The organism is Enterococcus sp. DIV0901a (assembly GCF_051711525.1).
GTDB classification, from domain to species: Bacteria; Bacillota; Bacilli; order Lactobacillales; family Enterococcaceae; genus Enterococcus_B; species Enterococcus_B faecium.
Window position 1 is genome coordinate 1,096,513 of the sequence record NZ_JBIOMW010000001.1, and the last position, 22,689, is coordinate 1,119,201.

A 22,689-nucleotide genomic window follows, 5' to 3' on the forward strand; every position below is an offset into this window, starting at 1 on the left:
ACAAATCTAAATAGAAAAGAAAATGAAAGAAGCTGACAGTATTTTGCCAGCTTCTTTTTGTATGATCTATTAGAAATTTTAATTATCCATAACTATCACATTGATCAGCTGTTTCACATCATTTGGATTTCCTGTAGGAATAGCTACTACAGATGCATTATCAATGATTTCTTGAGTTGTTTCTCTAATGAACGCTGGATAAGATGTTTGATCTGCAGGCATTTGCCAATGTGAAGGAACTGGATAACTAGTGATTGTCCCGTCATGGTTACTTGAATACACTAAAACTCCCTGGTAACTGTATTTCCCAGTGAGCATAACCACATCTTTCGGATAGACTGCACTCCCTGCATCATAAGGGGCGATAGGTGTTCCTGCAGGATAATGAATAACATGTAATTCGAAATCACCCGATGTATCTCTAAAAGTATTACCTCTAATAGCTAGCCAAACACGTGCGTACTCAATTTGTAGATCAGAATATCCTGCTAACGGATCTATTGACTGAGAAGACTGTGAGGAGGTTGTGTCTATTGTTGAAGAAGAAATATTTGTCTCAACTGTACTACTAGATGTAGAAGAAGTATTGGGCTCTGAGACTTTACTGCTTGTTGAAGATGTATTCGTTTCAGTAGAAGCTGATTTCTGAGTACTTGATTTTTCAGCTGAACTGGTTTGTCTGATTGAACTTTTGTCTGTGGTCGCAGATGGATCACTATTTTCTTTACTAGGAGACGTACATCCTACAAGGAATAAAGAGACCAACAATAAAATAAAACCTAACTTTTTCATATAAAATACCTCATTATTTTTTTAATACCAGTATAGCATAATCCTGAATTTTTGAATCCGTAAAACCTTGTCTATGAATATAAATAGAGTGTATCTTCTTTGATAAATGTCAGAAAAAGTGTGACAAATAATCATCAGTAAAATTACTTGTCACACTATTGATAAGGAGTATTTAATTGAAGAGAATGATTAGGAGAAAGGATCTCCGTACTTTTTATAGTAATCATAGAATCCAAGTTTGTATAGACGAATCGTTTTTTCTCTTATTTCTTCTGTTTCAAAATGGACTGCTTGAAGAATCAAGTCTGTGAATTCTATAGGAGCTGTTCCATTCGCAGTAATCAAATTACGATCTTTCACAGCTTGTTGTTCTATAAAATCTTCTTTATTCTGATAATTTTCCGATTCTAACCAAGGAAATTGCGCATTTCCGGTATGTTTGTAACCTTGCAATAATCCGCTCTGAGCTAAATAATCAACTGCCCCACAAATAGCAGCTACTGGTACGTCTGTTTTTAACAATTTATCGATTATTTGATATAAATGATGATTTTTTATGTCCCATGAATTGCCACCGATCATAATAAAAAGGTCAACTTTTTCAGGTATTTGTTCGATTAAGTAATCGATTTTTGTTTTTAATCCTCCAATGGAAGTGACCTCTGATTGGATAGAAGCAGTTTTGTTTTGCCATTTCTCATTTTGGTTTAGTGTGCTAGTAATATAAGCACCTTCCCAATCGGCATATTCCTCTAATAGAAACGTAATCGCAGTTTTCATTTTCAAGCTCTCCTTTACTATCTATAACAAGGACAACAGTTTTAACCTACAGACATTCATTAAAATTGGGTAGCGACAGCGAAAACAACAATTCTTAAGTTTTAGACAGAGTATACAGACAGTCAACTTAATTAAATACGAACTAAATAAAAATGACAGGTAATCATTTTTGTTTACCAGCATTATAACATTTTGCATACATGGATGACAAAAGAACCAATTCCCACTTGCTTGAGTACAATATTAAAAGAAACTGGAAGGCAAAAAGTAATTATAGAAACGAAAAATAAATCATATCGAGCACTCAGACATGAAAACAACCCTAGAGATATATAACTAGGTAACCAGTTTAATGAAAGAAAAAATCATCCAAGAAGTCGATTCTTGGATTTTTTAGTGGATTTGTTCGCCAAATACGTTTAGTATGCGTATATGAGAGGTTGTAAGCAAAGCGTTGTGGTCTGAGCACTTAAGGAGGAATCTGTGAAAATAGCTTTTCATATTTTTGCAGATTTTGTCTTAATGGCGAAGGTCAGCTTTGCGATTACCGTTTATCGAGAGGCTGTAAAAGCACCGTGTAGCTCCGATGACAATAAGCAAGCATTTTTAGAACTAGGTTTCCTTGATTCTAAATATGCGGCTTATTTCAATGAGTTGGTGCTTGAACGCGATTTTAAGAAGGTCGAAAACAGGCACGACTTTTCGACGTAAGGAGAAAGAATTTCAATGATAGAAACAATAAATCCCGCAGAAAATAAGGTTTCTGCGTACATCCATATCCCATTTTGCGAGCATATCTGCTATTACTGTGATTTTAATAAAGTTTTTTTAGAAGGGCAGCCAGTAGATGAGTATGTGGAAATGCTGCTGAATGAAATGAAAATAATGCTAGAAAGTCATCCGACAGCGAATTTAGAAACACTTTACGTAGGGGGCGGGACACCAACTTCTTTATCTGCTAAACAACTTGATCGACTGTTATCAGGTGCTAGAGAGATCCTGCCTTTTCAAAATGGTAATGAGTTTACTGTAGAAGCGAATCCAGGTGATTTGACCCGTGAAAAACTTCAAGTAATGAAAAACTATGGCGTCAATCGTTTATCCATGGGAGTGCAGACATTTGATAATCGCTTATTGAAAAAAATTGGACGTAAACACACCGCAGAAGATGTGTATCAAACTATGCAATTTTTAGAAGCAGAAAATTTTACCAATGTAAGCATCGATTTGATTTATGCATTACCGGGACAAACACTAGAAGGATATCTGGATACTTTGGAAAAAGCTTTGGCTTTGGATCTGCCTCACTATTCTTTGTACTCATTGATCCTCGAAAACAAAACAATGTTCATGAACTGGGTACGACAAGGAAGACTCGAACTGCCTGATCAGGAAACGGAAACCAGAATGTTTGAAGAGACGATTGAAGCAATGGAAAAGCATGGACGTCACCAATATGAAATAAGTAACTTTGGGCTCTCCGGACATGAATCTCAACATAACCTCATGTACTGGAACAATGACCACTATTTTGGGTTTGGAGCTGGTGCTAGCGGTTATCTTGGAGATATTCGTTACCGCAACAAAGGACCAATCCAACACTATTTACGCCCATTACGAGCAAATGAACGCCCGGTATTGGAAGAAGAAAAATTGACACGAAAAAATCAAATAGAAGAAGAAATGTTCTTAGGATTAAGAAAAAAAACAGGGATTACTAAAAAACATTTCTATGATCGCTATCAAAAAACAATTGAATCGGTGTACGGTGATGTGCTAAGGGAATTAGAGCAAGAAGGGTTACTTGTTAATGAAGAAGACCGTGTTTATTTGACACCAAGAGGGACCTTTTTGGGGAACAATGTGTTTGAGCGCTTTTTGTTTGAAAAATAGTTTAAAGAATATTTGTTTTTTATCGAAACTTGAAAAGAAAAAGTTTAGAAAGTTTGACAATGAGGTATTGAAGTTTTGATATAACTGGATTTACATCAATTATTTAGAATTAGCACTCTTGTGTTTAGAGTGCTAAAAAATGGAGTCTTTCTCTTGACAGGAGAAGGGCTTCTTGCTATATTTATAAGTGGATTAGCACTTAGAATATATGAGTGCTAATGAGAGGTGAGGAAGATGTTAACAAAGCGACAAAACGACATTTTACGTCTGATCATCCAACACTATACGAGTAGTGGCGTGCCCGTTGGTTCCAAAACATTGATGTCTGAGGGAGTCAAGGCCAGCTCAGCAACGATTCGCAATGATATGAAAGCATTAGAAGATGAAGGATTGCTGTTGAAGACTCACTCTTCTTCTGGGCGGATTCCATCTGCTTTAGGCTATCGTTATTACGTGGATCATTTGTTAAAACCTGCTCGCGTAGCAGAAGATGATTTGCTGCTGATTCGTCAGTCTCTAGGCAGAGAATTTCATGAAATCAATGAGATTATTAAGCAATCTGCTGAGATATTATCTGAGCTGACAAGCTATACGACTTTTTCATTGGGACCTGAAATAAAAGACCGCCGACTGACTGGCTTTCGTATCGTACCCTTGAATAATCGACAGATTATTGCTATCGTCGTAACAGATATGGGGAATGTAGAAAGCCAAGTGTTCACTCTTCCCGAATATATGGGAAGTCAGGAACTAGAAAAAATGGTACAGATTGTAAACGACCGTCTAGTCGGAGATCCTCTGATGACGGTGTACCATAAACTTCGTACGGAGATTCCGATGATTCTTCATAAATATTTCCAGACGACAGAAGGGATGTCTCAGTTATTTGACACCGTTCTTGGTCATGTTTTTGAAGATAAGGTTTACGTCAGTGGACAAATGAATCTCTTGGATTATGAGCCCCGTCAAGATCTTGATCAGTTCAAATCGATGTTTTCTTTTATGAAAGACTCAGACGGACTTACACAAATGATCACTCCGATGGATAGCAATATTCATATCAAGATTGGTGCTGAATTAGGCAATGATTTATTGCAGAATATGAGTATGATTCAAGCAAGTTACGAGATAGATGGTCATGGAAGAGGTACAATAGCCTTGTTAGGGCCTACTAGTATGCCTTATTCTCGGATGTTCGGTCTAGTCGATGTTTATCGAAGAGAACTAGCAGCTAAACTTGCTGATTACTACCGTTCGCTTGACTTGTCAAACTCGTAATGTGAATAACGAAGCTATTTGCAGCTGATCGTTCTCTCTTTCTTAGTAAGAGCAATCAAACAGCTGACTGAATAATGAAAGGAAGACTGTATCGTGAAAGAAAATCAAGAAGAACTAGATAAAGAAATGACAGATGCTCAGCCAGAACCGGAAATCGATGTCGAAGCTGCAGAAGATTCGGGTATTTCAGAAGCTGAAGCGGAAGAATTCGAAACAGCGAAATTAAAAGCTGAGTTAGAAGAAATGGAAGATAAATACTTGCGGGCTCGTGCTGAAATCGCAAATATGGCAAATCGAGGAAAAAATGAGCGTGAGCAATTACAAAAATACCGTTCACAAGATTTAGCCAAAAAATTACTTCCATCAATTGACAACCTGGAACGTGCATTAGCCACAGAAGTGTCAGATGATCAAGGGGCAGGTTTGAAAAAAGGCGTGGAAATGGTCTTGGAAAGTTTGCGTAACGCACTGGAAGAAGAAGGAATTGAAAAAATCCCTGCTAAAGGAGAAGCCTTTGATCCTAATCTTCATCAAGCGGTACAAACTGTTCCAGCGACTGAAGATACACCAGCCGATACGATTGTAGAAGTACTACAAGAAGGCTACAAATTACATGATCGCGTGTTAAGACCAACTATGGTCATTGTTGCACAATAATTGTGCGGATATAAAACTTACACTTTCAATTAAAGAAGGAGACGTTAATTATGAGTAAAATTATCGGTATTGACTTAGGTACGACTAACTCTGCAGTAGCAGTATTGGAAGGAAACGAAGCAAAAATCATCGCTAACCCAGAAGGAAACCGTACAACACCTTCTGTTGTATCATTCAAAAATGGAGAAATCCAAGTAGGGGAAGTTGCAAAACGTCAAGCTGTGACAAACCCAAATACGATTTCATCAATCAAACGCCATATCGGTGAAGCAGGTTACAAAGTAGATGTAGAAGGTAAATCATATACACCACAAGAAATCTCAGCAATGATCCTTCAATATATCAAAGGATTCGCAGAAGACTATTTAGGTGAAAAAGTCGAAAAAGCAGTTATCACTGTGCCAGCTTACTTTAATGATGCACAACGTCAAGCAACAAAAGATGCTGGTAAGATCGCTGGTCTAGAAGTAGAACGTATCGTCAATGAACCAACTGCAGCTGCTCTTGCCTATGGTTTAGATAAAACAGATCGCGACGAAAAAATCTTAGTATTCGACCTTGGTGGCGGTACTTTTGACGTATCTATCCTTGAACTAGGAGACGGTGTCTTTGATGTATTGTCAACAGCTGGCGACAACCATCTAGGTGGGGACGACTTTGATAACAAAATCATCGACTACATGGTAGCAGAATTCAAAAAAGAAAACAGCATTGACTTGTCTCAAGACAAAATGGCTTTACAACGCTTGAAAGACGCTGCTGAAAAAGCGAAAAAAGATTTATCTGGCGTATCAAGCACACAAATCAGCTTACCATTTATCACAGCAGGAGAATCTGGACCATTGCATTTGGAAATGACATTGACACGTGCAAAATTTGATGAATTAACAGCTGACTTAGTAGAACGTACAAAAGTACCAGTACGTCAAGCGTTAAAAGATGCAGGTCTATCACAATCAGAAATCGACGAAGTTATTTTAGTCGGTGGATCTACTCGTATCCCTGCAGTTGTAGAAGCAGTACGTAAAGAAACAGGAAAAGAACCAAACAAATCAGTTAACCCTGATGAAGTAGTTGCTATGGGTGCTGCTATCCAAGGTGGCGTGATCACTGGTGATGTGAAAGATGTTGTTTTACTTGACGTTACACCATTGTCATTAGGTATCGAAACAATGGGTGGAGTGTTCACTAAATTGATTGACCGCAATACAACGATTCCAACAAGTAAATCACAAGTATTCTCAACTGCGGCAGATAATCAACCAGCAGTAGACATCCATGTATTACAAGGTGAACGCCCAATGGCTGCTGACAACAAAACTCTAGGAAGATTCCAATTGACAGATATTCCAGCAGCTCCTCGTGGTATTCCACAAATCGAAGTAACATTCGATATTGATAAAAACGGGATTGTAAATGTATCTGCGAAAGATCTAGGTACACAAAAAGAACAAAAAATCACGATCAAATCTTCTTCAGGTCTAACAGACGAAGAAATCGAACGTATGGTAAAAGATGCAGAAGCAAATGCAGAAGCAGATAAAGCTCGTAAAGAGGAAGTTGACCTACGTAATGATGTAGATGCATTGCTATTCTCTGTGGACAAAACATTGAAAGAATTAGAAGGCAAAGTGGACGAAGAAGAAGTGAAAAAAGCAGAAACAGCTCGCGATGAATTGAAAGCCGCTGTTGAAGCAAACAACATCGAAGAAATGAAAACTAAACGCGATGCATTGAACGAAATCGTTCAAAACTTGACTGTTAAACTATACGAACAAGCGGCACAACAACAAGCTCAAGAAAACCCAGAAGCAGCTCAAGGCGGAGCAGATGATGTCGTTGATGCTGATTTTGAAGAAGTCGATGGCGACGATAAATAATCAGTTCACTGAATTTCGAGAGAAGGCCAAAGTTGCTACTTTGGCTTTTTCTTTTGAAAAATAGTTTGAAGTATCGGTTTTTGTTTCAAACAAAATATGATATGATAACAAGCGACGTGAAAATGATGAGAACCAATAGGAGGAAAGCCTATGGCAACAAAACGTGATTATTATGAAGTCTTAGGGCTCTCAAAAGGAGCATCAGAAGATGAAATAAAGAAAGCTTATCGTAAGCTTTCGAAAAAATACCATCCTGACATCAATAAAGAACCTGATGCGGAAGAAAAATTCAAAGAAGTATCAGAAGCATATGAGATTTTAAGTGACCCGCAAAAACGCGCTGCATATGACCAATACGGGCATGCAGGCACAGATCCAAATTACGGTGCTGGTGGAGCTGGTGGCGGATTTGGTGGATTCGGCGGCTTCTCTGGTGGCGGCTTCGGTGGTTTTGAAGATATCTTCGACTCTTTCTTTGGAGGAGGCGGTCGGTCAGTCGATCCAAATGCGCCTCGTCAAGGTGCTGATTTGCAATATACGGTCGACTTGTCTTTTGAAGAAGCGATTTTTGGTGTAGAAAAAGAAATCAAGTATAATCGGGAAGAAATCTGTCATACTTGTGGTGGGAACGGTGCAAAACCAGGCACACAACCAACTACTTGTCATAAATGTCATGGTGCAGGTACGATCAATGTAGAACGCCAAACACCACTTGGACGAGTGATGAGCCGTCAAACTTGTGATGTTTGTCATGGGACAGGGAAAGAAATCAAAGAACCTTGTCCAACCTGTCATGGCTCAGGACATGAGAAGAAAGCACATTCAGTTAAAGTGAATGTACCAGCTGGTGTAGAAGAAGGACAACAAATGCGTTTAGCTGGTCAAGGAGAAGCTGGAGAAAACGGCGGACCATTTGGTGATTTGTATGTGGTCTTCCGTGTAGAAGAAAGTGATATCTTTGATCGTGAAGGTTCTGAAATTTACTATGAATTGCCTTTAAGTTTTGTACAAGCAGCTTTGGGGGATGAAGTCCAAGTACCAACTGTCCATGGAGATGTGAAATTGAAGATCCCTGCTGGAACACAGACAGGTACGAACTTCCGTTTGCGTGGAAAAGGCGCTCCGAAGTTACGTGGTGGTGCAACAGGCGACCAACATGTCAAAGTAAAACTGATCACACCGAAAAATCTAAATGAACAACAAAGAGAAGCATTACGTGCATTCGCTGAAGCTGGCGGCATCAAAGTTGAAGAACAGCAAGAAGACGGTTTCTTCGATAAGTTTAAAGATGCTTTTGGCGGGAAAAAGCGGAAGTAGTTTTTCTAGTAAAAACGCTAAGTCATTAATAATTAAGGCTCATTGTCAAATGGTGTTGTTTTAATTAAATCACCTTGAGGAAACGTTTCGGCGTTTCCTCTTTTTTTTGTTATTAAATAATCTCACAGAGATTTTGTTGGATCAAGACTCGCATACGCAGATGTCGAAACGTCCGAAAGCCAAACGCGATGCGTTTAATGACCTTGATTAAATTGTTTTTCCCTTCCAATTTGCCGTTAGAATAGGGATATTTCAAAGCATTGATGATGCCTTTTTTATATTTGTTTAACGAAAGAATCGCTTTTTTAAATCCTTTATCCAATGATACTGGTAATGTGTCGATCAACTCGAAGAAGGCAGTAAAATCTTTTGTTTCCAAAGCAGCCAACAATTCCTGATAGACTTCATAACTTTCACGTAAGTGCTTATCGATTGAGAGCAGATAGTCTAGGACCTCTGATTCGGTCACGTATTTCCGTTGGAAAAGCGGAAATTGTCGAAGAGAAGTATAGTTGATTTTTGTTTCTTTCTTCAAGATCGTTCGCCAGTATTTTTTTAATTTACGATAATCTTTCATTGCTTTAGGATTGTTTTTCTTTAACTGGTTCATGGTTTGGATTCGTTGCTTATTGAAGGCACGAGTCAATTGTTGGACTATGTGGAACCGGTCGATCGATACACAGGCATTCGGAAAAAGAGCTCGTGTCACTACGTGATAAGAAGCATTCATATCCATTACGATATGAGTCACATTTTGCCTTGCTTTTAGGGTGAAGCGTTGGAAATAGGCGGTTAATTTAAAGTTTCTCCGATCATCTAAAATATCAAAAATCATTCCAGTGTCGGCATCACTGAGAATAAAGCACATCGCGCCTTCACAATCTTTGGTTCCTTTGAATTCATCAATCATCAAATGTTTCGGTAAGTAAGCAGGTTTTAACTGTGGTTCTTCAAAGAAAGAGTCTAGTACGCGTTCGACCGTTTTGGTCGATACAAAGTATCGAGCCGCAATATCTTTCATGGAGATCTTCTTCTTTAAATCAATAGCGATCGCAAATTTCAATGGTTGCGAAAGATAGCAGTTTTCAGCGACATAATCAGTTTTGGCTGTAAATGTGTGTCGACAATGTTTACAATAAAAGCGCTGCTTGAATAAACGAAGATAAGAAGGAACTTCTTGATAAGGAATCAGCTGGATCAAGCTCTCTTTATACGAATGATAAATCACTGTTTCAAAGCCGCACAGTTCGCAGTGGTGCGGTTTATAAGTCAATATTCCCGTAAAGACATTGGCCATTCGGCCATGGACCCGTTCTTTGGTCAGCGCATCTTTGGGAAAAGCGATGTTTGAATCTTTGATATTTAACAATTCTTTGATCATTTGGTCTGTATTTTCATCTTTTATTTTGATATTCTTAGGTAAAGACATTTGGATTCTCCTTCTATAAGTGGTTCAGCGACTTAATTATAGAGGAATCAAATGTCTTTTTGTTATAAAAAAATATTTGGTGTCCTTACTCGATTTGAGTAACAACACCAAATATCATAGAACCATAATTAAAAACCAGACGAACAATCATATGTTCGCCTGGTTTTTTTGTAGTTGTCATGTTTGTACCAACAAAAAAGCCAGCTTTAGAATATGATAATCGTCATAGTTTCTAGGGGTATAACCAGTGAGAGAATGGAACTTGTTCAATCGATATTGCAAGGTGTTTTTATGAATAAATAATTCTTCTGAGCAATTTTTGATGCTTCCGTTATTTTTACTGAAGCATGCCAAAGTCTTCTTGAACAAATGTACTTCTTCTTCTGTCAGGCTTTTCAAAATACGTTTTACATATAATGTTCGTTGATCTGACGGGATTGCTGGTAAAATGATCCCGAGGTCTAAATCTTCAAAAAAGCGGATCTCGTTCACAGATTGATGGAAAGTTATCCGTTCACAGCGTGTTGGGCATGAAGGAAAGATTGAGGTGTCTCTTGCTCTGTATAACAAAGCGACCCAATTCCAAAGTTTAGCTGTAACTGATACATTTTATTAAACTTTGTCTGGATTTTGTCAAGCAATGATAGCAATGAGGCTCTGGAAATCCGATTGACTAGGATAATGATTTGTTGTCTATGTACAGTGAACAAAGCCTGTCCGTAATAAGAGAAGATCCTTTCGAGCAACTCCAATAAAGGATTGATCCGTTCTTGACACAATTGCTGGTTGTCAGAAAGTTGTCCCACAACTACATAATATGGAGAAGAAAAATCAAGCTCAATTAAGTGAGGGTGGTATCGACTATGTACTTGATATCATCAATGAACCGATGGTACTTTCTTATGCGATGGAACAGATAGAGCGATTGCTTGTTTGTGCAGGAAAACAAGCGATGCGGCTGATGATACGATTAGGTGAGAAAATAAGAAGATAAAAATACACGGTCCCTTCATGGCGACCGTGCATTTTTGGTTTTTATTAAATATTTAATACTTTATTCAAGAAATCTTTTGTCCGTTCATTTTGCGGATTTTCAAAGATTTGTTGAGGCGTTCCGTCTTCTAAAAAGTTTCCGTCGTCAATGAACATGACGCGATTGGCCACTTCTTTAGCGAACCCCATTTCGTGCGTAACGATAACCATCGTCATACCTTGTTCTGCTAACTTTTTCATGACGTTCAAGACATCACCGACCATTTCAGGATCAAGTGCAGAAGTAGGCTCATCAAAAAGCATGATGTCAGGGTTCATCGCTAGAGCACGAGCAATAGCCACACGCTGTTTTTGTCCACCAGAAAGCATTTCAGGATACATATCTTTTTTATCTTCTAGACCAACTGTCTGCAGTAATTTGATTGCTTTTTTCTCTGCTTCTTCTCTAGATTCTTTCTTCAGGTCCATCGGTGCTAAAATGATGTTTTCCAAAATAGAAAGATGAGGGAATAGGTTAAAGTGCTGGAATACCATTCCGATATGTTGTCTCACCAAGTTGATATCTGTGCTTTTATCCATCAAGTGGGCGCCGTCAATAATAATTTCACCGTCAGAAGGTTCTTCTAAACGATTCAAGCAACGCAAGAATGTACTTTTTCCTGAACCTGAAGGGCCAATGATACAGACGACATCTCCTTCGTTGATGGATACATTGATGTCGTTTAATACTGTGTTATCGCCGTATTTTTTGACTAAATGCTCAACTAAGATTTTTTCTGCCATCTTACTTCACCTTCTTTTCTAAAACTTTTGCTAATTTTGTCAATGCTGTGATCAAAATCAAGTACATGATCGCAATGATCAAGTAAACATACGTACTTTGTGTTGTACGTGCAACAATGATCTTACCAGTTTGCAGCAATTCGACTACACCGATTGCGGAAATGATCGTTGTGTCTTTTAATGAGATAACGAACTGATTGACGAATGATGGGATCATGATGCGTATCGCTTGCGGCAAAATGATTTTTTGCATTGTCCGATTATAAGAAAGACCTAAACTTCTGGAAGCTTCCATTTGTCCGACAGGAACGGCGTTGATCCCGCCTCGAACAATCTCTGCGATATAAGCACTTGCGTTAAGAGTCAAGGTGATAACACCAGCAAGGAAGTCAGGAATCGTAAATCCAACGATACCAGGCAACCCAAAGAAAATAAAGAACGCAAGAACCATCATTGGAATTCCTCGGATGATATCGACATAAATACTAGCAATTGTGCGAAGAGCGCGTATTGGTGCTACACTGAATAATCCAAAAATCACACCGATTACTATAGCCAAAGCAAAGGAGATCAAAGTTAGGAGAATTGTTCTCCAAAGTCCTTTCAACAATGCTTGATAGTTGTTTTGGATAAGTCCAAGAAATGTTGATTCATCAGCAGTGGAAGACTCACTGGAAGTTTCTGAACCATCCGCTACATATTCTTTAATAATCTTATCGTATTCGCCTGTTCTTTTTAATTCTTTCAATCCTTCATTGAACATATTAAGAAGCTCAGGATTTTGTCCTTTTTTAACGGCAAATGCATATTTTCCGCCAGATTCTTTTTTGATCGGTGTTTCCAATTCTTGTCCTTGTTTGATCGCATAACCGATTACCGGATAATCATCCATCATTGCATCGATTGCGCCAACTTTTAACCCGTCGTACAATTGATCAGCAGCATCAAAATATTTGATAGAATAGCCATATTCAGATTCATGGTCGCTTAAAAATTCAGCACTTTCGGTACCAACTTTTGCTCCGACTGTTTTTCCTTTCAAATCTTCATAAGACTTGATCGAAGTATCTCCTTTTTTGACAGCTAATTGGATCCCGCTATCAAAGTAAGAATCAGAAAAATCATAGCTTTTCTTTCGTTCATCTGTTACAGTCATTCCGGCAATCATTCCGTCTGCTTGTCCTGATTCCAAAGCTTGCAAAGCAGCAGAGAAACCACGGTAGTCCATTCGGATGTTAAATCCTTGCAGTTTGGCGATGTTTTCCATCAATTTTACATCGATGCCTTCGTACTCGCCCTTTGCGTTTTGAAATTCAAATGGAGCAAAAGCAGAGTCACTGGCAATTACGTATACGTCTTTTTTGGGCTCTATTTTTTGCATTGTCTCGCTTGTGCTTGACTCTGCCGTTGTAGTGTTGTCAGCTTGTGCAACATGACCAAACGCAAGTGTCACAAGTCCTGTCATTAAGAAAACAAATGAGTGAAATAAATGCTTTCTTTTCATAATCAACCTCCTAAATTTCCAATATTTTATTATTATAGGCGAAAAGTGCTGAATCAGACAAGACTGTAAGCTCGAAAAAATGAAAAAAATGCGAGTTTCTAACATTTTATGTTATAAAATGTAACATGCATAATAAGATAAAAAAGTGGCGAAAGTATGTTCGGTGTGGTATAATTTTTTAGTAAGGAATGCCTTTGCTTTCCTTTTCTTTTTATTGGTCGTAAAATGAAAAGGAATGAATGAAAAGGAGGACGAAGAATGATTGAGAGAGATACCTCCCGACACTTTGAGCTTGTCTCGAAATACCAACCGGCTGGTGATCAGCCTGAAGCGATTAACCAATTAGTGGATGGCGTAGTCGGCGGGAAAAAAGCACAAATCTTATTAGGTGCGACTGGAACAGGGAAAACATATACGATTTCCAATCTTATTGAGAAAGTGAATAAACCAACACTGATTATTGCCCATAACAAAACATTGGCTGGTCAGCTGTACGGGGAATTCAAGGAATTTTTCCCTAACAATGCTGTTGAATATTTTGTTTCTTATTATGATTATTATCAGCCTGAAGCTTATGTGCCTTCAAGCGATACGTATATCGAAAAAGATTCAAGTGTAAATGATGAGATCGACAAATTACGACATTCGGCTACTAGTTCATTATTAGAAAGAAATGATGTGATCGTCATTGCATCCGTTTCATGTATTTTTGGATTAGGCTCGCCTTTTGAGTACCAAAAACAAGTAGTTTCGATTCGACAGGGAGCAGAACTAGATCGCAATCAGTTGATTCGTGACTTAGTCAGTATCCAATTCGAAAGAAATGATATAGATTTTCAGCGCGGTCGTTTTCGAGTGCGCGGTGATGTCGTGGAGATTTTTCCGGCTTCAAGAGATGAACGTGCCTTACGTGTGGAGTTTTTTGGAGATGAGGTCGAACGTATCCGAGAAGTCAATGCACTGACAGGTGAAGTTTTAGGAGAAACGGAACACGTAGCAATCTTCCCGGCGACTCACTTTGTGACGAATGATGAACATATGGAGCATGCCGTAGCGAATATCAAAGCGGAATTAGAACAGCGTTTAACTGTCTTGCGAAATGAAAACAAACTTCTGGAAGCTCAACGTTTAGAACAGCGAACCAATTACGATATTGAAATGATGTTAGAAATGGGCTACACGTCGGGAATTGAAAATTATTCTCGGCATATGGACGGACGTAAAGAAGGTGAACCGCCTTATACGCTATTGGATTTCTTTCCTGAAGATTTTTTGATCGTGGCGGACGAATCGCACGTAACCATGCCTCAAATCAGAGGAATGTATAATGGTGACCGAGCGAGAAAACAGATGCTAGTAGATTACGGTTTCCGTTTGCCATCTGCTTTAGACAATCGGCCACTTCGGTTAGAAGAGTTTGAAAAACATGTCAATCAGATCATTTATGTCTCTGCGACGCCAGGACCATATGAACATGAACAAACAGATACCGTTATCCAACAAATCATCCGTCCGACAGGGCTGCTTGACCCAGTGATCGAAGTTCGTCCAATCATGGGACAAATCGATGATCTAGTAGGCGAAATAAATGAACGAGTCGAAAAAGACCAGCGGGTGTTTGTAACGACATTGACGAAAAAAATGGCAGAAGACCTCACAGATTATTTCAAAGAATTAGGGATCAAAGTCAAATATTTGCATAGTGATATCAAAACGCTGGAACGAACAGAAATCATTCGAGATCTTCGATTAGGTGAATTTGATGTGTTAGTTGGAATCAATTTGCTTCGTGAAGGATTAGACGTACCTGAAGTTTCCCTTGTTGCTATCTTGGATGCGGATAAAGAAGGCTTTTTACGTAGTGAACGTTCCTTAGTCCAAACGATTGGACGAGCTGCTCGGAATGAAGAAGGTAAAGTAATCATGTACGCAGACAAAGTAACAGATTCTATGCGTCTAGCGATGGATGAAACGTCAAGACGTCGTACGATTCAGCAGAAGTACAATGAAGAACATGGGATCGTTCCAAAAACGATCATTAAAGAAATCCGAGATTTGATTTCTATTACGAAAGAATCGGAAGATGATACAAAAGAAGCGGTACAAGTCTCGTATGAAGAAATGACGAAAGAAGAAAAAGATACGTTATTGATGAAATTAGAAAAAGAAATGAAAGATGCGGCGAAAGCATTGGATTTTGAAACAGCCGCTAATGTGCGAGATATGATTTTAGAATTAAAAGCTTCAAAGTAGGAGGACAACATGGCTAACGATAAAATTACGATTCACGGTGCACGTGCCCATAACTTGAAAAATATAGATGTAACGATTCCACGAGATAAATTCGTGGTCGTTACAGGTTTGTCCGGTTCTGGAAAAAGTTCCCTAGCATTTGATACGCTATACGCTGAAGGGCAGCGGAGATACGTAGAGAGCCTTTCTGCTTATGCTCGTCAGTTTTTAGGACAAATGGATAAGCCGGACGTAGATAGCATCGACGGATTGAGTCCGGCGATTTCTATTGATCAGAAAACAACAAGTAAAAATCCTCGGTCGACAGTAGGTACTGTGACGGAAATCAATGACTATTTACGCTTGTTGTTTGCACGTGTAGGACATCCGATTTGTCCCAACGATCATATCGAGATTACCAGTCAATCAGTAGATCAAATGGCAGATCAAGTAATGGCTTTGCCTGAGCGCACAAAGATCCAAGTGTTGGCACCGATCGTGGTAAAGAAAAAAGGACAACATAAAAAAATATTCGAACGAATCCAAAAAGAGGGATACGTCCGCGTTCGAGTCGATGGTGAGATCTATGATTTAAGTGAAGTGCCTGAGCTGGAGAAAAACAAAAAACATGATATCGCGATCGTCATCGACCGGATCATTGTGAAAGAAGGGATTCGTTCTCGCCTATTTGATTCTTTAGAGGCGGCCCTGCGATTAGCAGACGGCTATGCTCTGGTTGACGTGATCGGTGAAGAAGAAATGTTGTTTAGCGAACACTATGCCTGTCCTTATTGCGGATTTACTGTTGGCGAACTAGAACCAAGACTGTTCTCATTCAATGCGCCTTTTGGAGCTTGTCCAGACTGTGATGGTTTAGGTGTCAAATTAGAAGTCGATCAAGATTTAGTGATTCCAGATAGAACGAAGACACTTAGTCAAGGTGCTATCGTTCCATGGAATCCAATCAGCTCTCAGTATTATCCTCAAATGTTAGCGCAGGCTTGTGAAAGTTTCGGTATCGATTTAGATACACCATTCGAAGAATTACCGGAAGAGCATCAGGAGATCATCTTGAATGGGACAGATGATCTTTTCCATTTCCATTATGAAAATGATTTTGGTGGCGTTCGCGATGTAGAAACGACTTTCGAAGGGGTATTGAAGAATATCGAGCGTCGTTATCATGATACGAACAGTGATTTCACGCGTGAGCAAATGCGTCTTTATATGACAGAATTAACTTGTCAGACATGTAAAGGTTATCGATTGAATCCCCAAGCTCTATCTGTTCAAATCAATGGAACGAATATCGGGCAAACAAATGAGTTGTCTATTCAAAAAGCAGTAGATTTCTTCTCAAACTTAACGTTATCTGAACAAGAGAAAGTAATTGCCAAACCGATTTTAAAAGAAGTAAATGACAGACTTTCATTCTTGGAAAATGTGGGACTAGACTATCTAACTTTGAGTCGCGCTTCCGGAACATTATCTGGGGGAGAAGCGCAGCGAATCAGATTGGCTACACAAATTGGATCGAATCTTTCTGGAGTTTTGTATATTTTAGATGAACCATCGATCGGATTGCATCAACGCGACAACGATCGACTGATTGGCTCATTAAAGAAAATGCGTGATCTTGGCAACACCCTCGTTGTAGTCGAACATGATGAAGATACGATGTGGGCAGCAGATTATTTGATTGACGTCGGACCTGGGGCCGGAGAACAAGGCGGACAAATCGTGGCTGCAGGCACTCCTGAAGAAGTAGCTAATGATGAAAATTCTTTGACAGGGAAATATCTTTCAGGGAAAAAATCAATCCCTGTACCAAAAGAACGCCGTAAAGGTAATGGGAAAGCAATCAAGATCACTGGTGCTTCAGAAAACAATCTGAAAAATATTAGTGTTGAATTTCCATTAGGAGAATTTGTAGCAGTCACAGGTGTGTCTGGTTCTGGAAAGAGTACATTGGTCAATAGTATCTTAAAGAAATCGTTAGCGCAAAAATTAAATAAGAATTCTGCTAAGCCAGGTAAATTCAAGACAATTTCCGGCTACGAAAGTATCGAAAAGATCATCGATATCGATCAAAGCCCAATCGGCCGGACGCCGAGAAGTAATCCAGCGACTTATACAAGTGTATTTGATGATATCCGTGGGTTATTTGCTCAAACGAACGAGGCAAAAATGCGGGGTTATAAGAAAGGGCGTTTTAGTTTCAACGTAAAAGGCGGTCGTTGTGAAGCTTGTCGCGGGGATGGAATTATTAAGATCGAAATGCACTTTTTGCCTGATGTCTATGTTCCTTGTGAAGTATGTCATGGTAAACGATATAATTCTGAAACATTAGAAGTGCATTACAAAGGAAAAAGCATTGCTGATATTTTGGAAATGACAGTAGAAGATGCTGTAGAATTCTTCAAGCACATTCCAAAGATTCATCGCAAACTGCAAACGATTGTTGATGTTGGCTTAGGTTATGTGACGATGGGGCAACCAGCAACGACATTGTCCGGTGGTGAGGCACAACGGATGAAACTTGCCAGTGAATTGCACAAAATCTCTAATGGAAAGAATTTCTATATACTAGATGAACCAACGACAGGACTTCATAGCGATGACATCGCCCGCTTGTTGCATGTATTACAAAGATTAGTAGATGCTGGTAACACAGTTTTAGTGATTGAACACAATCTAGATGTAATCAAAACAGCAGATTATATCATTGATTTAGGACCAGAAGGTGGAGAAGGTGGAGGAACGATCCTTGCGACTGGAACACCAGAAGAAATCATTAACGTAAAAGAAAGTTATACAGGTCACTATTTGAAAAAAATAATGGTATAAAGAGGATAGATAGCTGAGATAGTTAAAAAAACATAAAAAAATGAATTTTTGCTTGTTTTATTAATATCAGTGTTCTAGAATCATTACATGGTAGTTCTTTCTACACTGATTGGTATAGATAAAAACTTCCTATAAGTTCAATCCGTTCAAAAAAGAATTGAGCAATCGGAGGAGTTTCCTTTGATTGCTTTTTTCTTTATGGTATGATATTCCTTGTGTAGTTGGAAAAGAAAAACAAGAGATTATGAGTAAGTGAGAGATAATGATGAACAGTATTGAAAATGAAGAATTTATCCCTATATTATTAGGAAGCGACATGAACGTTTATGGTATGGCACGTTCTTTTAATGAAGCATACGGCAAAATCTGCCAAGCATATGCTTCGGATCAGTTAGCCCCTACCCGCTACAGTAAAATTGTCAATGTAGAAGTTATTCCAGGATTTGATAAAGACCCTGTATTTATCGAGACGATGCTTCGTTTGGCAAAAGAAAGATATTCTGATAAGAGTAAAAAATATCTTTTGATTGCTTGTGGTGATGGATATGCAGAATTGATCTCCCAACATAAACAAGAGCTGTCAGAATATTTTATCTGTCCATATATTGATTATTCTTTATTTGAAAGACTGATCAATAAAGTAAGCTTTTATGAAGTTTGTGAAGAATATGATCTTCCGTATCCTAAAACATTGATCGTCAGAGAAGAAATGTTAGTAAATGGACATTTGGAACAGGAATTGCCTTTTGAATTCCCAGTTGCTTTGAAACCTGCAAACAGTGTGGAGTATCTTTCTGTCCAATTTGAAGGAAGAAAAAAAGCTTTTATTTTAGAGACTAGAGAAGAGTTCGATTTAATTTTAGGCCGGATATACGAAGCCGGTTATAAAAGTGAAATGATTGTACAAGATTTTATCCCGGGTGATGATAGTAATATGCGTGTGCTAAATGCGTATGTAGATGAAGATCATCAAGTTCGGATGATGTGCCTTGGTCATCCACTATTAGAAGATCCTACACCAGCATCGATTGGTAATTACGTTGTGATCATGCCAGATTATAACGAAAAAATCTATCAAACCATTAAGGCATTTTTGGAAAAAATCGAATATACAGGCTTTGCCAATTTCGATATGAAGTATGATCCTAGAGATGGAGAATATAAATTATTTGAAATCAATTTGAGACAAGGTCGTAGCAGTTTCTTTGTGACATTGAACGGCTTGAATCTGGCTCGTTTTGTCACAGAAGATCGAGTGTTCAACAAACCCTTTGTTGAAACGACCTATGGAACGAATCAATCAGATAAAGCAAGATTATGGATGGGTGTGCCCAAAAAAATCTTTTTAGAATATGCTCGGGAAAATGAAGACAAAAAACTAGCTGAGCAAATGATCAAAGAAAATCGTTACGGTACTACTGTATTTTATGAAAAAGACCGATCAATCAAGCGCTGGTTGTTGATGAAATATATGTTCCATAACTATATTCCAAGATTCAAAAAGTATTTTCATGTGAAAGAAGGCTAGTTCATGGAGAATTTTTTCAGTATTTTAGGCGGAATGGGCACGATGGCGACAGAAAGTTTTGTTCGCTTGATCAACCACCGAACGAAAGCTACAAAAGATCAAGAATATTTGAATTATGTCTTATTCAATCATGCAACAGTTCCTGATCGTACAGCTTATATTTTAGATCGATCAGAAGAAAATCCAATGCCGTTTCTGCTGGATGATATTGAGAAACAAAATTTATTGCGACCAAACTTCATTGTGTTGACTTGTAACACCGCACACTACTTTTTTGAAGAGTTACAAGCGGCAACGGATATTCCTATCTTGCATATGCCAAGAGAAGCAGCAAATGAACTTGTCCGTCAGCATACGACAGGGAGAGTAGCGATTCTAGGAACAGAAGGAAGTATGAAAGCTGGAATCTATGAACGCGAAGTCAAAAATCTTGGTTTCGAAACAGTGATTCCTGATACTGCGCTTCAAGAAAAAATCAATTACCTGATCTATCATGAGATCAAGGAATCGGATTATTTGAATCAAGAGCTCTATTACGAAATCTTAGAGGAAGCGGTAGAGCGCCTAAACTGTGAAAAAGTCATCCTAGGTTGCACAGAATTATCTTTGATGCATGAATTTGCTGAAGATAATCATTACCCAGTGATCGATGCTCAATCTATTTTAGCGGATCGAACGATCGAACGTGCATTAGCTGAAAGAAGCGAGGCATTGGATACAGCATCGGAAAAGTAAAAAAATTGGATTTGGGGCAAATATCCTAAAAGATATTTGGTCCAAATCTTTTTGTAAAAGAAAAAGAAAACTGGCAATGATACGCCCGGAATGATATAATTTTATTATGCACAATGTGAGAGGGGTTCGTAAATATGACAGATAATTTGCAATTAGTCATCATAACAGGTATGAGTGGTGCAGGGAAAACAGTAGCTATCCAAAGTTTTGAAGATATGGGCTATTTTTGTATCGATAATATGCCGCCTCGATTGATTCCAAAATTCTGGGAATTGATCAAAGAATCAGGTAAAGTCACAAAAATGGCTTTAGGAGTGGATTTGCGTTCTCGTTCCTTCTTTGAAGAAATCCAAAACATGCTGATCGAAATCGAAAATACGAACTTCATCGACACTTCTATCTTATTTTTAGATGCTTCAGACGAAGAACTAGTGGCTCGCTACAAAGAAACAAGACGAGCACATCCAATGGCGATGGACGGTTTGATCACTGAAGGGATACGTAAAGAACGGGCGATACTAGACGACTTGAAAGCCCAAGCTTCCGTGATCATTGATACGACAACATTGACACCACGACAATTACGTGAAAAAATCAATGAGTCATTCAAATCAAAGGGAGACCAAGGATTTCGGATCGAATTTGTATCATTTGGTTTTAAATACGGGTTGCCGATCGATTCGGATATTGTGATGGATGTGCGTTTTTTGCCCAACCCTCATTATATCCCGGAACTAAGACCATTGACCGGAAAAGATCAGCCAGTCTATGATTATGTGATGTCCTTTGATGAAACGCAATCATTCTACCATAAATTTTTGGATCTTCTGGAAACTGTATTGCCTGGATACATTAAAGAAGGAAAAAGCAGCTTGACAGTTGCAATCGGCTGTACAGGCGGTCAACACCGTTCTGTGGCATTGACTGAACGTTTGGCAAATGCTTTAGGGAAAAACTATAAAGTCAATGTGACACATCGGGACAAGGATAAAAGGAAAGAGACGGTGAACCGGTCGTGAAAATGAAAACCTACCGGATAAGAAAACCAAAGATCGTAGTGGTCGGCGGTGGCACTGGTCTGCCAGTTATCCTGAAAAGTTTACGAAATCAAGGAGCAGATATCACAGCAGTAGTGACTGTTGCAGATGATGGTGGAAGCAGCGGTGCAATCAGAGAATCGATCGCTATGGCTCCTCCTGGTGACTTGAGAAATGTCTTAGTGGCGTTATCGGATATGCCACAATTCTATGAAGATATTTTCCAATACCGTTTCAAAAAGGAAGATCAGTTTTTAGCCAATCATACGATCGGTAATCTGATCATTGCCGCAGTTTCCGAGATGCGGGGAAGCACTTATGAGGCGATTCAATTATTAGCAAAAATGATGCATGTAGATGGACATGTTTATCCTTCTTCAGAAACTCCTTTGACCTTGCATGCTGTTTTTAAAGACGGAACGACTGCAGTAGGAGAATCTAAAATCGCGATCGACCGTAAAACCATTGACCGTGTGTATGTCTGCAACACAAATGATAAAAGTGAAGCCAAAGCGGCTCGAAAAGTCGTTTCAGCAATTATGGACGCCGACATGGTCGTTTTGGGACCCGGAAGTTTATTCACCAGTATCCTTCCAAATTTAGTGATACCAGAAATCGGCGAAGCAATGCTCAAGACAACTGCTGAAACCGTCTATATCTGTAATATCATGACTCAAAAAGGGGAAACGGAACATTTCACAGATGCCGATCATATACGTGTTTTACACAAGCATTTGAATCAGCCTTTTATCGATACAGTATTGGTCAATACGGAAAAAGTGCCTGAAGATTATATGGACCCAGAGATCTATGATGAGTATCTAGTACAAGTCGCACACGACTTCAACGGATTGAGAAATGAAGGATGTCGAGTGATTTCCACCGACTTTTTAGAATTGAAAGATGGTGGTGTCTTCCACGATGGAGACAAAGTAGTAGAAGAATTGTTCCGTTTAGTTTTCGGTTCAAAATATTAAGCAATTTATTGTTGGAGAAAGGAGGAG

At 38.8% G+C, this 22,689-nt stretch carries 18 protein-coding genes and 1 pseudogene; 13 read left to right on the top strand and 6 right to left on the bottom strand.

Features of this window, described 5'->3' with window-relative positions; all coding sequences use genetic code 11:
* Nucleotides 1-78 precede the first annotated feature (78 nt).
* A complete protein-coding gene (locus IGL70_RS05210) occupies nucleotides 79-792 on the bottom strand; it encodes a hypothetical protein (RefSeq protein WP_002323966.1) in 714 nt (237 codons plus the stop codon).
* A gap of 189 nt (nucleotides 793-981) precedes the next feature.
* Complete coding sequence (locus IGL70_RS05215) at nucleotides 982-1,572, bottom strand: type 1 glutamine amidotransferase family protein (protein WP_002289535.1); 591 nt, start codon at nucleotides 1,570-1,572, stop codon at nucleotides 982-984.
* Nucleotides 1,573-2,055: 483 nt separating this feature from the next.
* Here IGL70_RS05215 and IGL70_RS05220 point away from each other — a divergent pair, with 483 nt between their 5' ends.
* The 6 genes from IGL70_RS05220 (at nucleotide 2,056) to dnaJ (ending at nucleotide 8,597) form a co-directional block, all read left to right on the top strand.
* On the top strand, nucleotides 2,056-2,283 hold the full coding sequence (locus IGL70_RS05220) for a hypothetical protein (protein WP_104873761.1): 228 nt from the start codon (nucleotides 2,056-2,058) through the stop codon (nucleotides 2,281-2,283).
* Between the two features lie 15 nt (nucleotides 2,284-2,298).
* On the top strand, nucleotides 2,299-3,465 hold the full coding sequence (gene hemW / locus IGL70_RS05225) for a radical SAM family heme chaperone HemW (RefSeq protein WP_002289534.1): 1,167 nt from the start codon (nucleotides 2,299-2,301) through the stop codon (nucleotides 3,463-3,465).
* Nucleotides 3,466-3,699: 234 nt separating this feature from the next.
* Nucleotides 3,700-4,743 carry a heat-inducible transcriptional repressor HrcA gene (hrcA, locus tag IGL70_RS05230; protein ID WP_002289532.1) on the top strand — a complete coding sequence of 348 codons (1,044 nt, stop codon included), beginning with the start codon at nucleotides 3,700-3,702 and terminating at the stop codon, nucleotides 4,741-4,743.
* Nucleotides 4,744-4,836: 93 nt separating this feature from the next.
* Entirely contained in the window at nucleotides 4,837-5,400 is a 564-nt protein-coding gene (gene grpE, locus IGL70_RS05235) for a nucleotide exchange factor GrpE (RefSeq protein ID WP_002296525.1), read from the top strand.
* A 50-nt stretch (nucleotides 5,401-5,450) separates the two neighbouring features.
* Nucleotides 5,451-7,280: a molecular chaperone DnaK gene (dnaK, locus tag IGL70_RS05240; protein ID WP_002292134.1), complete on the top strand. Its 1,830-nt coding sequence runs from the start codon at nucleotides 5,451-5,453 to the stop codon at nucleotides 7,278-7,280.
* A 150-nt stretch (nucleotides 7,281-7,430) separates the two neighbouring features.
* Nucleotides 7,431-8,597: a molecular chaperone DnaJ gene (gene dnaJ / locus IGL70_RS05245; RefSeq protein ID WP_002289374.1), complete on the top strand. Its 1,167-nt coding sequence runs from the start codon at nucleotides 7,431-7,433 to the stop codon at nucleotides 8,595-8,597.
* A 112-nt stretch (nucleotides 8,598-8,709) separates the two neighbouring features.
* On the opposite strand, the gene IGL70_RS05250 is transcribed toward dnaJ, so the two are convergent.
* Complete coding sequence (locus IGL70_RS05250; RefSeq protein ID WP_104770650.1) at nucleotides 8,710-10,026, bottom strand: ISL3 family transposase; 1,317 nt, start codon at nucleotides 10,024-10,026, stop codon at nucleotides 8,710-8,712.
* Nucleotides 10,027-10,203: 177 nt separating this feature from the next.
* Nucleotides 10,204-10,832 (bottom strand): annotated as a pseudogene (locus IGL70_RS05255) (PucR family transcriptional regulator).
* A gap of 11 nt (nucleotides 10,833-10,843) precedes the next feature.
* Here IGL70_RS05255 and IGL70_RS05260 point away from each other — a divergent pair.
* Entirely contained in the window at nucleotides 10,844-11,020 is a 177-nt protein-coding gene (locus IGL70_RS05260) for a glycerate kinase (protein WP_142652847.1), read from the top strand.
* A gap of 44 nt (nucleotides 11,021-11,064) precedes the next feature.
* On the opposite strand, the gene IGL70_RS05265 is transcribed toward IGL70_RS05260, so the two are convergent.
* Nucleotides 11,065-11,802 (bottom strand): amino acid ABC transporter ATP-binding protein, encoded by a 738-nt coding sequence (locus tag IGL70_RS05265; protein ID WP_002292113.1) that lies wholly within the window; start codon nucleotides 11,800-11,802, stop codon nucleotides 11,065-11,067.
* 1 nt (nucleotide 11,803) lies between these two features.
* Nucleotides 11,804-13,306, bottom strand: a complete 1,503-nt coding sequence (locus IGL70_RS05270) for an amino acid ABC transporter substrate-binding protein/permease (protein WP_002296521.1) — start codon at nucleotides 13,304-13,306, stop codon at nucleotides 11,804-11,806.
* Between the two features lie 258 nt (nucleotides 13,307-13,564).
* Here IGL70_RS05270 and uvrB point away from each other — a divergent pair, with 258 nt between their 5' ends.
* The 6 genes from uvrB (at nucleotide 13,565) to IGL70_RS05300 (ending at nucleotide 22,662) form a co-directional block, all read left to right on the top strand.
* Nucleotides 13,565-15,559, top strand: coding sequence for an excinuclease ABC subunit UvrB (gene uvrB / locus IGL70_RS05275; protein WP_002294444.1), 1,995 nt, complete (start codon nucleotides 13,565-13,567; stop codon nucleotides 15,557-15,559).
* Between the two features lie 9 nt (nucleotides 15,560-15,568).
* Nucleotides 15,569-18,385 (top strand): excinuclease ABC subunit UvrA, encoded by a 2,817-nt coding sequence (gene uvrA, locus IGL70_RS05280; RefSeq protein ID WP_002296519.1) that lies wholly within the window; start codon nucleotides 15,569-15,571, stop codon nucleotides 18,383-18,385.
* A gap of 262 nt (nucleotides 18,386-18,647) precedes the next feature.
* A complete protein-coding gene (locus tag IGL70_RS05285) occupies nucleotides 18,648-19,913 on the top strand; it encodes a D-aspartate ligase (RefSeq protein ID WP_002294441.1) in 1,266 nt (421 codons plus the stop codon).
* Between the two features lie 3 nt (nucleotides 19,914-19,916).
* On the top strand, nucleotides 19,917-20,648 hold the full coding sequence (locus tag IGL70_RS05290) for an aspartate racemase (protein WP_002296517.1): 732 nt from the start codon (nucleotides 19,917-19,919) through the stop codon (nucleotides 20,646-20,648).
* A 134-nt stretch (nucleotides 20,649-20,782) separates the two neighbouring features.
* Complete coding sequence (gene rapZ, locus IGL70_RS05295; protein ID WP_002289695.1) at nucleotides 20,783-21,667, top strand: RNase adapter RapZ; 885 nt, start codon at nucleotides 20,783-20,785, stop codon at nucleotides 21,665-21,667.
* Nucleotides 21,664-22,662: a gluconeogenesis factor YvcK family protein gene (locus IGL70_RS05300; protein WP_002306471.1), complete on the top strand. Its 999-nt coding sequence runs from the start codon at nucleotides 21,664-21,666 to the stop codon at nucleotides 22,660-22,662. The genes rapZ and IGL70_RS05300 overlap by 4 nt, the downstream gene beginning before the upstream one ends.
* Nucleotides 22,663-22,689 lie beyond the last annotated feature (27 nt).